The organism is Rhodoferax sp. OV413, from assembly GCF_900104385.1.
Classification (GTDB): domain Bacteria; phylum Pseudomonadota; class Gammaproteobacteria; order Burkholderiales; family Burkholderiaceae_C; genus Rhodoferax_B.
The window spans coordinates 363646-376717 of record NZ_FNJA01000007.1; the positions used below are offsets into that span (position 1 = coordinate 363646).

The 13072-nt window shown below is 62.1% G+C and carries 8 protein-coding genes and 2 pseudogenes; 5 read left to right on the plus strand and 5 right to left on the minus strand.

The annotated features are described in order from the left end of the window. The first annotated feature begins 42 nt into the window (after positions 1 to 42). From BLT66_RS22270 to BLT66_RS22285, 4 genes are read left to right on the plus strand one after another with little or no spacing between them, the layout of a single operon-like run. Entirely contained in the window at positions 43 to 573 is a 531-nt protein-coding gene (locus tag BLT66_RS22270) for a Csu type fimbrial protein (protein ID WP_092761300.1), read from the plus strand. Further along, positions 573 to 1286, plus strand: a complete 714-nt coding sequence (locus tag BLT66_RS22275) for a fimbrial biogenesis chaperone (RefSeq protein WP_092761302.1) — start codon at positions 573 to 575, stop codon at positions 1284 to 1286. Before BLT66_RS22270 ends, BLT66_RS22275 begins: the two co-directional genes overlap by 1 nt. Further along, positions 1255 to 3600, plus strand: coding sequence for a fimbria/pilus outer membrane usher protein (locus tag BLT66_RS22280; protein ID WP_176955139.1), 2346 nt, complete (start codon positions 1255 to 1257; stop codon positions 3598 to 3600). Before BLT66_RS22275 ends, BLT66_RS22280 begins: the two co-directional genes overlap by 32 nt. Beyond that, positions 3582 to 4058 (plus strand): spore coat protein U domain-containing protein, encoded by a 477-nt coding sequence (locus tag BLT66_RS22285; RefSeq protein ID WP_092761306.1) that lies wholly within the window; start codon positions 3582 to 3584, stop codon positions 4056 to 4058. Before BLT66_RS22280 ends, BLT66_RS22285 begins: the two co-directional genes overlap by 19 nt. A gap of 10 nt (positions 4059 to 4068) precedes the next feature. Here BLT66_RS22285 and BLT66_RS22290 read toward each other — a convergent pair whose 3' ends face one another. The 5 genes and pseudogenes from BLT66_RS22290 to BLT66_RS22315 all read right to left on the minus strand — a co-directional run bounded on the left by BLT66_RS22290 (position 4069) and on the right by BLT66_RS22315 (position 12425). After that, positions 4069 to 7281: a bifunctional diguanylate cyclase/phosphodiesterase gene (locus BLT66_RS22290; protein ID WP_092761308.1), complete on the minus strand. Its 3213-nt coding sequence runs from the start codon at positions 7279 to 7281 to the stop codon at positions 4069 to 4071. A 105-nt stretch (positions 7282 to 7386) separates the two neighbouring features. Beyond that, a pseudogene (locus tag BLT66_RS22295) lies at positions 7387 to 8484 on the minus strand (alpha-E domain-containing protein). A gap of 24 nt (positions 8485 to 8508) precedes the next feature. Next, the gene (locus BLT66_RS22305; RefSeq protein WP_092761371.1) at positions 8509 to 10026 is read right to left on the minus strand and encodes a circularly permuted type 2 ATP-grasp protein; all 1518 of its coding nucleotides are present in this window, start codon (positions 10024 to 10026) and stop codon (positions 8509 to 8511) included. Between the two features lie 148 nt (positions 10027 to 10174). Continuing rightward, positions 10175 to 11818, minus strand: a pseudogene (locus BLT66_RS22310) (DNA internalization-related competence protein ComEC/Rec2); the annotation flags it as partial. A 367-nt stretch (positions 11819 to 12185) separates the two neighbouring features. Continuing rightward, positions 12186 to 12425, minus strand: a complete 240-nt coding sequence (locus BLT66_RS22315) for a helix-turn-helix domain-containing protein (protein WP_092761312.1) — start codon at positions 12423 to 12425, stop codon at positions 12186 to 12188. A 412-nt stretch (positions 12426 to 12837) separates the two neighbouring features. Here BLT66_RS22315 and BLT66_RS22320 point away from each other — a divergent pair. Next, a partial coding sequence (locus BLT66_RS22320; protein ID WP_143029259.1) for a helix-turn-helix domain-containing protein occupies positions 12838 to 13072 on the plus strand: 235 nt, incomplete at its 3' end.

The window sequence follows — 13072 nt, forward strand, 5'->3', positions numbered from 1 at the left end:
TGATATATTGACCTACAAGTTAATACAAAGCGAGGGACAATCATGAGAACTGTAGCTTGTAAGCGGATATACGCGCAGCGCTTGACTCCCTGGCTCTATTGCTTGCTGGCCAGCGGTTTGGTACTCATGGTGTTCTCGCACCGGCATGTTCAGGCGGCCAGTGCCACGGCAAATTTCAATGTCACCGCCACGGTTTTGACCTCTTGCACCGTCAGTGCCACCGATTTGGTCTTTGGCACCTATGACGGAGGCTCCGCCAGCGACACCACGACGACATCCACGATCAGTGTGAACTGTTCGTTGCTCACCCCCTACACCATCAGCCTGAACTCCGGCACTTATGCGTCCGGCGCCGTGCGGCGCATGGGTAGCGGTACCTCGCGGCTCACCTACGAAATCTACCGCGATGCCGGAATGACCGGCATCTTCGGTACGGTTGCCGCGGTGCTGGGCGTATCCGGAATAGGCGCGGGCGTAGCGGTTCCCGCCACGATCTACGGCAAGATTCCTAAAAACCAGAATGTGACACCCGGGAGCTACGCCGACCAGATCACCGTAACGGTTGACTACTGATGCGGGGTGGAACATATCCGCTGCTGCGCCGGGCAGCAAGCCTGGTCACGCTCGTTCTGGGCACCACACTCGCTTTGACCATCAGCGCTGGCGGTTTGACCGTACTACCGACACGTGTCGATTTCGGTGCCAACCGTGGCGTGCAGTCCGTGCTGGTCACCAACACCAGTGCGCAGACTGTGACCGTTGAAACCGAGGTGCAAGTCTGGCCCGAGGGCGCACCCGGTCAGTTGGCGAATGACGTGGTGGTGACGCCAGCGGTGGTGACACTCCCGCCAAATCAACGTATGCGCTTGCGCATCGGACTGTTACGGCCCGCCAGCACGGACACGGAACGGGCCTACCGGCTTTACCTCACCGAGTTGACGGCGCCGGCGCCGCTGCAAGCCGCTGGTATAGGCGTGCGGCTGCGCATAGGCATTCCGGTATTTGTGGCGCCCACCCAAGCCCAGCCGCAAGCTCTGCAGTGGTCGGCCCGACAAGAAGCCGATGGCTGGTCTCTCACCGCGCGCAACCCGGGCAATACCCATAAACGTGCCGTGCGGTTGGTGCTTTCTGGCGCAGACGGATCGCGCCGTATCGAACCACCCAGCAACTATGTGTTGGCGCGTTCCAGCTTGGTCATCCCATTGCAAGAGCGCGTACCTCCCGGCACCCGCGTACGTTGGCTGGAGGGCGACGATGAGCGTGAAAGCCCCGTACTGCAACCTTGAGCCGCTCATTCGGCTTGCTGTACTGGCTTTCGGGATACTGCCATTGGAAGCGCTAGCGCAGACCGGCTCGTCCAGCGAACCCATAACCGAACCCGTTGTCGTCAGTGTGGTGCTGAATGGCACGGTGGTAGCGGATGCACAGCTGTTGCACCGCGAATTAGGTCGCAGCAACAGCCGCGTCTGGTTTCCAACCAAGGAAGCCCAATCCTGGCGGATGGATCTTGCAGGACGGACACAACGGTCATTTGAAAACCTGCAGCATGCCGCCTTTTGTGGCCAGCGCGACATTTGCTTTTACGATGAATCCAGCGCCCTGCTCACGATTACGCTAAAGAACATTGACATTCTGCCGCTGCACATCGCGCCGCCTCAGCTGCTGCAAGATACTGCCACGGAGTCCACCGGTGGCTACCTCAACTACGACCTGACCGCCTGGCATACCGGCCGCCCAGGGGCTTCGGTTTTGCTGGAAGGCCGCGTCTACTCGCCCCATGGGCATGGCGCCATCCGGGCCGGTGGCGTGCTCGTGAGCGGTGGCGGCACCCGTACCCTGACCCAGGCCGTTTGGCAGATAGACCGGCCCCAGCAAGGCATCTCTTTGCAAGCAGGCAGCATCACAGTACCCGATACGCCGCTGGGCGCCGGGCTGCCGCTTACGGGCTTGCGGGTGGGCAGCAATGCCCGCCTGCAACCCACTGTCAGCCACATGCTGCGGCCCCGTATCGAAGGCATCGCCGAGCGGGCTCTGCGTGCCGATGTATTTGCCGATGGACTCTATCGCCAAACGGCGCAGATACCCTATGGCCCCTACAGTATCGAACTGCAGCCCCAGTACCCGGGGCGGGGCGACATGGATCTGGTCACCACCGACATCACCGGCTTGCAGGCACGCAATAGCCAGCCCTATTACCACGCACCGCAGATGCTGACGCCCGGCGCCAGTGAGTGGTCTTTGGACGTGGGTGTGCTCGCCAACCTGGGCCTGCAAACAACCGCCCGCCCGCCTGCCCTCGCGGCGGCCATGGTACGGCGCGGCTTGAGCCGGCAGCTCACCGCCCAAGCGCAAGTGCTATTGGCAGAAAGCGCAAAGCGCTTCACGCTCGCGGCAGAAACTGCAGCCCCCTCGCGCGGCTATACCTCGCTGGGCGTGATCTGGCAGCGCGCCGAGGCGCAGCCTCGGGGCCAGCTCTGGCTGAGCGCAGGGCATGAATACCTGGCCCAAGATATGTCCTTGGTCGTCAAGACAGAGCAATCGCTGGGTAGCTGCCATTCAGGCATCACCACCCAGCCGCTGACCGACCGCCTCTGGCGTCCTTGCAACGTGTTGAGTTCGGGATTCAGCATCAACCTCGGAAGCCGCTGGTCGGTGTCTGCAGCCATCGAAGCGCGGCGCGAAAACACCGCACGCTACGCACGTATCGCGTCCTTGGGTGCACGCCTGCAAACCGGCGCGCGCAACCAACTCGCTCTATCCCTGCAGAAGATAACCGTCAATCAAAGGAGCAGCACGGGCGTATACGTCATCTGGTCCCAGCCGCTGGGCAACAACTACGATGCGCAGGTCAGCCTCCAGCAGCGCCATGGTGAAAAAGCCTCGCTGCAATGGAGCGTGCAGTCCCTACCGCCGCCCGATGCGCAAACCGAGATGCGGCGATTTCAGACCTATGGCAGCGTGGGCCAGTACAACGAGCTTGGCGGACGCTGGACCCAACGCACGGCAGAGTCCGACTGGCGCATCGAGGCACAAGCCAACCGTAGAAACGTCTCCACGTCGGTCGGTGTATCCGGTGCGGTGGGCCTGGCAGAAGGCCGGGTATTCACGTCCCGCCGCATCGACGATGCTTTCATCGTGGTGGATGTTGGACTGCCCGACCTGCCCGTCCTGCTGGATAACCGCGAGGTTGCCCGCACCAACGCCCAGGGCTGGGCCATCGTCACCGAGGGCCGCGCCTACCAGGCGAACAATGTGGGGGTGGATACCTCCACCCTGCCGATTGAGTACGCCATGCCGCGCGACCAGCAAAATGTGGTGCCTGCAGGTGCGGCCGGCGTGCTGGCCCGTTTCGACATCAGTGACGGGGGTATTGCAGTACCGGTGCAGAACGCCGATGGCCAGTGGATCCCGGCCGGCGCCGCGGTGAGCATCTCCACCCAGCGCCTGCCCACCGCCGTGACATCGCGCGGCGAAGTCTTCTTTGAGCGCTCCGACCGGGCCGCCGAGGTGACTATCGAGTGGAACGGCGAGCGCTGCCGCTTCCGTTACCAGCCACAAGAAGACCCGCCAGAAGGATACCGATGCATACCGCTACCTTAGTGTCCTGCCTGCTCATCGCCACAGCCACATTGCCATGCCAGGCGGCCACCTGTGGCGCCTTGCTCAGCCCCATGGCGTTCGGCATCTACGACTCGATCCTGCCTGCCGCCAATGACACCGTGGCGACCGTGACCGTGAGCTGTACGCCGGGGCTGTCCCAGCCCCTCACAACCTCCTACACCATCACGATTGCAGGCACCGGTACAGGCAACGATGCTGTGCGAGCCATGTCGTCCGGCGCCTATAAGCTGTACTACCAGGTCTACAAGAACGCAGCCCGCACCACCGTATGGGGCAATGGCGGAACCTCAGGCACCGGTGTGGCCAGCAGCGTTACATCACTCACCACTGTCACCCCGGGGCTCCAGGTGCACAACGTATACGCCCGCATGCCACCGCTGCAAGCCATACCGCCAGGCATCTACATCGGCAGCCTGCTGGTCACCATCGACTATTGATCGTCGGCGATCAGACGGAGTAGCTGCGTCGGCGCTCTGCCGGCCGCTGCTTGCGCTCATGCAGCCACTGTTCGAACGCCAAAGCCGTCATCGGCCGGGCAAAGTAGTAGCCCTGCAGCTCGTCGCAGTCCAAGGTCTTGAGCTGGCCTGCCACCTGCTCGATCTCCACGCCCTCGGCCACAACCTGCAGCCCCAGTGTATGGCCCAGCGCGATGATGGCGCGGATGATGGCCAAGTCGGTCGGGTCGGCCAGCATGTCGCGCACAAAAGACTGGTCGATCTTGAGCTTGTCAATCGCAAAACGTTTCAGGTAGGCAAGGCTGGAATAGCCGGTTCCGAAATCGTCTATAGACAGCTGCACGCCCAGCGCCTTCAAGGCTGCCAGCTGCTCTTCGGCCAGGCTGGTGTTGTCCATGAGCACCGACTCGGTGATCTCGATCTCCAGCGCCGCAGGCGGTATGCCGTGCACCTGCAGGCAGTCGCGCACTTGGGCGACCAGCCCGGTATCGGCCAGCTGCACGGCCGACAGATTGACGGACACCCCCAGGTAGCCCAAGCCCTGGGCGTGCCATTGCGCAAGCTGCCCGCAGGCCTGCTGCAGCACCCAAGCGCCCATCGGGCGGATCAAGCCTGTCTCTTCGGCCACCGGAATAAAACGCGACGGCGGCACCGAACCCAGCTCCGGGTTGTCCCAGCGCATCAAGGCCTCAACCCCCACCACCGCCAGCGACACCGCGTTCACCTTGGGCTGGAAATGCAGGCTGAACTCACCCAGCGCCATAGCCTGGCGCAAGTGATGCTCCAGCGCCAGACGCTGCTGGGCAATCTGCTCCATTTCTGGCGCATAAAAGCGCGCCATGTCGCGCCCGGCGTTCTTGGCCACATACATGGCCGCATCGGCACGCCGCATCAGCTGGTCCAGATCAACGCCATCGTCCGGGTACAGCGCCACCCCTACGCTGCAAGACACCTGCAGCTCATGGCCGTCCACATGGTGGGCCTGGCGGATCAGCGGAATCAGGCGCCGTTCCACCATGTGCTGGACCTCCTCGCGTTCTTCTACGCCGCGCAAGATCACCAGGTATTCGTCACCGCCGAGCCGGCTCACGGTATCGTCGGTACGCACGGCGCTGGTCAGGCGTGTTGCCACCGAGCGCAACACGCCGTCGCCAATATGGTGGCCCAGGGTATCGTTGATGTTCTTGAAGCGGTCCAGGTCGATGAACAGTACGGCCACGCGCTCGCCGCTGCGCTGGGCCAGCTCAATCGCTGCTTCCAGCCGCAGCATGCACAAAGCGCGATTCGGCAGCTCGGTCAACACGTCATGCTGGGCCAGGAACTGCACCCGCGCCTCGGTGCGCTTGCGGTCGCTGATGTCCACCGAGATACCGATGTACTGCGAAACCGTCCCCGAACGCGAGCCATCGCGCACCGCCGAGATCATCAGCCATGCAGGGTAGGTTTCACCCGAGCGCTTGCGAAAGCTCACCTCCCCTTGCCAGGCATCCCGTTCCTGCGACAGCGTATTCAGGCGCTGGCCCAAGGTCGCGGCATGCGGCCCATCCAGCAACACGTTCAAATGCTCCCCTATGACTTCGTAAAAATCGTACGAGGTGCTGCGGCAGAACGCCCGGTTCACGCTGAGAATTTTTTGCTGCGCATCCATGATGATGATGCTCTCGCTGGAGGCCTCGAAAACCTTGGCCCACAGCTCCAGGCGCCGCTCCATCACCTTGAGCACATTGATCGGGGTAAACGCAGTCAGCACCGCGTCCTGCCCCTGGAATTGCAACCTGCGGGCAGACAGCACGGCCCACGACGGCTCGGTACCACCCAGCCAACGCACCTCGAACTCGTCTACCGCCCCGCGGTCGGACAAATGCTGGAAGAAGCGCGCGCGTACCCCGGGCTCCAGTCCGGTACGCCAAGGATCGCGCGTCAAACCGTCCAACCAAGGCTGGGCCGGCGCATTGGCGTGCAGCACGTGGTGGTCGGGCACCGACGTCACCACCAGCGCAATCGGTATCGCCTCCACCAGCGCTTGCTGGGCCTGGGCCGCACGGGTGCGCGCCGCTGCTTCCTGCTCGGCCAGGCGTTGCTGGTCCAGCTGGGCCAGCATGCCGTTGAAGGCGGTAACCAGCTGGCCGATCTCGTCACGGCTATGCCAGACCGCGCGCTGTGTATGGTCTCCGGTCTGGCGCACGGTGTCGGCCACCCGGGCCAAGTTCTTCAGCGGGCGCGATATCTGGCGCGCCACCGCATACACCAGGCTCAAGATGCAGGTCAGCAACAGCAAGGCGGTGCCCAGGTGCAGCCACATGCGGGTGAACAGCAAATCCACGCGCTCGCGCAGCAAGCGGTCCAGGTCGGTGGCGGTGCGCTCCCAGGCGTCGGTCAGCGCAACCAGTGACGCCGCGTAATGCACGCGCAGCTGCTCCAGGTTCTGCGGGTTCACATCGCCATCGGCCAGCTGCTGCACTGCGGCCAGAAACTCGCTCAAGCGCGCCTCCAGCAGCTTGCGCCCCGGCTCCAGCGCGGCCCGCTGCACCGGCGAGCCGGCCGCAAACGCCTGGCTGTAGTCGGATCGTATGCCCAGCGCCACCGCATCCAGGCGGCCGGCCAGGATCAGCAGCTCGGTACGCCGGTCGGCCACACCGCTGGGTACTGCCGTCGCCGATAGGGGCTTGGGCAGGATGCGCACCGTGTCGTTCAAGACTTCCAGCAGCTCCGGAAAACGCAGCACCACCAGCGACATCGCGTAGTAGCTGTCCAGGTCGGGGTCGAGAATCAGGTTCGACTGGTTGCCCACCGTGGTGAGCAGCTCGCGCGCCTGCCGCACCATCAGCTTCAAGGCGTTCTGGCGTTCGGCCTCGCCAATATGGGTGGCTATCCGCCAGGAGGCAACAAAGGCCTGGCTGGCCTCGGCCGTCTTCAGATCTTCGTCATGGGCCTCGCGCAGGGGTTGCAAAGGCTTGAGCACCGCGTTCTCATCCAGCTCCACCGCCTGGCTCGACGGTAAAAACGGCACCATCAGCACGTCGCGCACAGCCACGCTGTACGAGGCGCCGACAATTTCCTTGCGGGTGAAATCGATGGACTGGAATTTCTCGTGGATCAGGATGCTCGACACATAGATCACCGCCGTCAGATCCAGCAGATAGATCAGCGTGAGCTTGCGGCCTACACTCAAGCTGCCCAGCCAACGGGTGAAATAGCGGGTCAACGCCGCCGCCGGCACATGGGCACGCCTCGGGTCTCCTGGATTCGCAAAGTCAACAGAACATCAGGCCGCAGGCAGCGCGGCATCTGCACACCATAACCAGCCATCTCAGGCGGTCACAGGCACCAGGAATTCACGGCTGATATGGGCACCCAGCTCGTTTACCCGGTCCAGGAACTGGGTCAGGAAAGCATGCAAACCGGTAGCCAGAATTTCGTCGATACGGGCGAACTGCAGGTCGGCGCGCAGCTTGCCAGCACGGCGCAGGGTCTCGCTGTGCGGATCGCTGGATACCAGCGACAGATTGCTCAACACCTCGTTCAGGCTGCCGTGCAGCGAACGTGGCATGTCGGCACGCAGGATCAGCAGCTCGGCCACACGCTCGGGTTTGATCACATCGCGGTAGACCTTGCGGTACACCTCGAAGCCCGAGACGCTGCGCAGAATCGCGCTCCAGTGGTAGAAGTCGTACTCCTGGTCCTTTTCGTTGGCGTTGCCAAAGAAATCGCTTTGCACTGCATGGAACTTCACATCCACCAGACGCGCCGTATTGTCGGCCCGCTCCAGGAAGGTGCCAAGGCGTGTGAAGTGAAAAGCCTCGTCCTGCAGCATGGTGCCCAGCGTCACACCGCGCGACAGATGCGAGCGAAACTTGACCCACTCGAAAAACTGCGCGGGATCGGCCTCGAACTCACCGGCCCTGAGCATGCGGTTCACATCCAGCCAGGTGGTGTTGAGTGTTTCCCAGACTTCGGTGGTCAGCGTGCCGCGCACCGCACGGGCGTTCTCGCGCGCCGCCCGCAGGCAGGAGATGATGGAAGACGGGTTTTCTTCGTCCTTGACCATGAACTCCATCACCGCCTTGGAGGTGATTTCGCCATGCTTGGCCATGTAGGGCTGCAGCAGTTCGCTGATGGACAGCAGGCCTTGCAGGCCCACCTGGGCAACGGCGGCCGACTGGGGCAAGAGCGCAGTTTGGTAGTTGATGTCCAACATCCGGGCGGTGTTTTCGGCGCGCTCGGTATAACGGGACATCCAGAAAAGATGATCGGCGGTTCTTGAAAGCATGTTCTTATCTCCTGGGCCTCAAACACCGCACGCGCTGCGCGCGCGGCCGTATTTTGTAGAAATTGCGCTAGCGCAATTTTCCGCGCGCTCGGTATAACGGAACATCCAGAAAAGATGGTCGGCGGTGCGTGACAGCATGTGGTTGTTCCTGTGGTCTGTTGTCTACGATTGGGACTGGATTTGCGTCTCTGGCGGAATGACGGGAACCGTGGCGGGCACGGTGTCGTCTTCCAGAATCCAGGTGTCCTTGGTGCCACCACCTTGCGATGAGTTGACCACCAGCGAGCCTTCTTTCAGCGCCACGCGGGTCAGGCCGCCGGGCACGGTTTGCACGGTCTTGGCCGAGAGCACGTAGGGGCGCAGATCGATGTGGCGCGGTGCAATGCCGCTTTCCACAAACGTGGGGCAGCTCGACAGGCTAAGAGTCGGCTGAGCGATGTAGCCGCTGGGATTCGCCAGCAGGGCTGCGCGGAACTCTTCGATCTCGGCCTTGGTGGAGGCCGGGCCCACCAGCATCCCGTAGCCGCCAGCGCCGTGCACTTCCTTGACCACCAGGTCTTTCAGGTTTGCCAGGGTATAGGCCAGATCGTCCTTGTTGCGGCACATGTAGGTGGGCACGTTGTTCAGGATCGGCTTTTCGCCGAGGTAGAACTCGATCATCTTCGGCACGTAGGGGTAGATCGACTTGTCGTCGGCCACGCCGGTGCCCACCCCGTTGCAGATGGTCACGTTGCCTGCGGTGTAGGCGGCCATCAGGCCATCGCAGCCCAGCGTCGACGTGGGGCGGAACACCTGTGGATCGAGGAAGTCGTCGTCGACGCGGCGGTAGATCACGTCCACGCGCTTGGGTCCGCGGGTGGTGCGCATGTAGCAGAAGTTGTCTTTGACAAACAGGTCCTGGCCTTCGACCAGTTCGATCCCCATTTGCTGGGCCAGGAACGCATGCTCGAAGTACGCGCTGTTGTACATGCCGGGCGTCAGCACCACCACCGTCGGGTCGGACGTCGCTGCCGGGGCCGAGGCACGCAGGGTTTCCAGCAGCAGGTCGGGATAGTGGGCGACGGGTGCGACGCGGTGGCGGTTGAACAGGTCGGGGAACAGCCGCATCATCATCTTGCGGTCTTCCAGCATGTAGCTCACGCCACTGGGCACACGCAGGTTGTCTTCCAGCACGTAGTACTCGCCGTTGCCCTGGGCATCGGGGGCGCGCACGATGTCGACGCCGGAGATATGCGAATAGATGTTGTTGGGCACATCCACGCCCATCATCTCAGGGCGAAACTGGGCGTTGTTGATGACCTGCTCACGCGGGATCAGGCCAGCCTTGAGGATCTCTTGGTCGTGGTAGACGTCGTGGATGAAACGGTTCAGCGCGGTGACGCGTTGCACCAGGCCTTTTTCCATGCTGCCCCACTCGTGGGCCGGGATGATGCGGGGGATCAGGTCAAACGGGATCAAGCGCTCGGTGCCCGAGCCGTCTTCGTCTTTGGCGCCATACACCGCGAAGGTGATGCCGACGCGGCGGAAAATCATTTCGGCTTCTTCGCGCCGCTTGGCCATCATGTCACCCGGCTGCTTGGCGAGCCAGGCATCGTAGATCTTGTAATGGTCCCGGATCTGCTTGCCCTCTGAGAAAAACTCGTACGGCAGCGCCGTGTACATCTCGTCAAATTTTTGCATAAAAAAATCCATCTCCTGATAACAAAGCATAGCAAGTTGCGCGCCAGGTTGGTGCAAAAACCAGCGATCTGTGGAGGGCTCCGGCAATCCACGCCGTCCCGTTCATGGCTTCCACGGCACCCATCGTAGCGCTGTTTTCAGGGCCGATTCACAAAGGCCGGTGCTGCCAGTAATGCGGCGCCACCAGTCGCTCGCAGCGCACGGCCTCGGGGGTGGCCGACGACCAGGTCGCCGCCCCGCAGTGACTGCTGTCGACCAGCTGGATGCCGCGCTCCTGGTAGCGCGCCAGCACGGGTGGCGCGGGGTGGCCGAAGCGATTGCGGTAGCCGGCCTGCACCAGCGCAATCCGCGGCTGGACTGCATCCAGAAAAGCCGGGCTGCTGGAGGTCTTGCTGCCATGGTGCGGTACCAGCAACACATTGGCCCGCAGTGCGGCGGCATCCGCCACCAGCCGGGCCTCTTGCGGTTGCTCGATGTCGGCCACCAGCAAGGCGGTCTGCGCGCCGTTGCTGATGCGTAGCACGCAGCTCAGCGCATTCGGCTTGGTCGCGGTGTCATAGTCGCCAGCCTGCGGATGCAGCAGCTCGAAGTGCACGCCATCCCAATCCCAGGCCTGGCCCGCCACACAGCGCCGAGCGGGCCGCAGCGCTTGCAATGCATGGCCGGCTTCGATCGAACTGAGCAGTTCGGCTTGCGGCTGCATCGCCAACACCGAAGCCGCACCACCGCTGTGGTCGCTGTCGCGGTGGCTTACCAGCACGGTGTCCACAGAAGCATCCATCGCCCGCAGCAGCGGCACCAGTACGCGCTGGCCGGCGTCGCTGTCCAGACCAAAGCGCGGCCCGGTGTCATATACCAGTGCATGCTGCGCGGTGCGCACCAACACGGCATTGCCCTGGCCGATGTCTGCGGCCAGCAGCTCGAACTGGCCGCTGGCCGGGCGTGGCGTTTGCCACAGCAGCACCGGCAGCAACAAGGGCAAACCCAAGGCGCGCAAGCCCCAGGGCAAGCGCAAGACCAGCAACACCGCACCCAACACGCCTGCTACGCCCATCCACACTGCAGAGGCAGCTACGGAAACCGTAGCAAACGGCATTTGCACCAGGGCCTGCAGCAGCCAACCCAGACCATCCACCGCCAATGCCGCCCCCTGCCACAGCGGCGGCAACAGCACGCCCAGCATGGCCAGTGGCGTGACCACCAGCGTGACCCAAGGGATCGCCAGCAGATTGGCCAGCAGCCCCACCACCGACACCTGCTGGAACAGCAGCAGGCTCAGCGGTGCCAAGGCCAGGGTAATGGTCCATTGCTCCCGCAACATCAAGCCAAATCGGGCTCTGGCGCTGATATCGCCTGCGTGAGCAGCTCTTTTATCTGTAGCAAACAGCACACCGACCGCGACAAAGCTCAACCAGAACCCGGCCTGCAGCAATGCCCAAGGGTCAATGGCCAGCACCACCGCGCAGGCCAGCAACCAGACCGAAGGCCATGGCCATTGCCGGCCACTGAGCCGCAGCAAGCCCACGGTCGCCAGCATCCATACTGTGCGCTGCGACGGCACACCCCAGCCGCTGAACACGGCATAGGCTGTAGCCAGCAGCACCCCGCCCAGCAGCGCCACCTGGGGCACCGGCCAGAGCAGGCCCGCACGCCAGCCCAGCACATCGCTGCGTCGCCACAGCCACCCCACCAGTCCAGCTGCCAACCATGCAAACATGGTGACGTGCAACCCAGAGATGCTGATTAAATGGGCAACGCCTGCCGCGCGGAACAGCTCCCAGTCGGCGCGTTGGTGGCTTACATTAAAGTTCTGCTCCGTGACAAATAGTTCTGCTCCAGCGGTTTTGTGACAAATAGTTCTGCTCCAAACCGTGAAATGCAGCTCCGCTAAGTGACATTAAAGTTCTGCTCTAGCGGCCTCAAACCCGCATGAGCACTCACTTCTCGGGAATTCCCAAGCTGGAAATTTGGAGTTCTGAATTCGGCAACTTGAATTCGTACCAAATTAGCTCTTAAGTCTCGATGGCACCAAAACTCTGCGAATAACGCAGATTTAGGGCATAAAACGCAGGAAGTGACAAATAGTTCTGCTCCAGAATTTCTGGTGACATTAAAGTTCTGCTCCAGCGCGTCCCCTCCCAAAGCGGCCTACAGGCCCATCAGTCCTCGCTGGGAACCTCGAATAATTGCGCGACTGGAACACTCAACACGTCGGCAAGTTTTTGAACGTTGTCCGTGGTGGCATTCGCAACCCGACGCTCCACTTGGCTGACGTAAGTCCGGTGAAAGCCGGCCATCTCCGCTAGCTTCTCCTGCGATACCCCTAACTGCATACGATGTTTTAGAACATTGGCTGCCAACAGCGCGCGTGCGTCAGGCACCTTTTCTTGCTTTTTCATTCCTTAAGGTTGCCTACATACCGCCCTAAAATCTACAGCCATTAAATCTACCGTTTATGTATCCACTGTTTATACATCTACAATACAGGCGAAATGACAGCAACACGGAGCATGTTTTTCTACGAAGTTAACGATGTCCGCTGCTCAAGCAGTACACACGGCAACCCCAAAAATTCACCTACCCAAAAAGGAAATAACGGTCTCATGGAAAGCGGGATTCAGACAGTTAAACGGTACGCGCGGGAAGAAGCTGGCACTCGGTGCGAAAGCCTTACTTGGATGGCCGCCGAAGTAGTTGCATGTTAGTGCCGATCCAAAACTGACCAGCTAAACCGCAAAGTGCCGATCCAAAATTGACCAGGGTGTTCCACTGACCTGCTGAAACTTTCAGCAGGGATTCAAGGTGATCACCATGGACATGATTGGCAAGGTCAGGCGCATGAAGTTGCGCGACCAACTCTCCCTCAGCGAGATCGCGAAGCGCACCGGGCTGTCGCGCAACACGGTCAAGAAGTGGCTCAAGGCACCCGGCGAGGCCGTGCCCAAGTACGAACGCACCAGCGTCGAGGGCAAGCTCACCGCCTTCGAGCCGGCCCTTCACCAGGCCCTCACGACCGACAGCCATCGGCCCAAACAAGGCCGGCGCA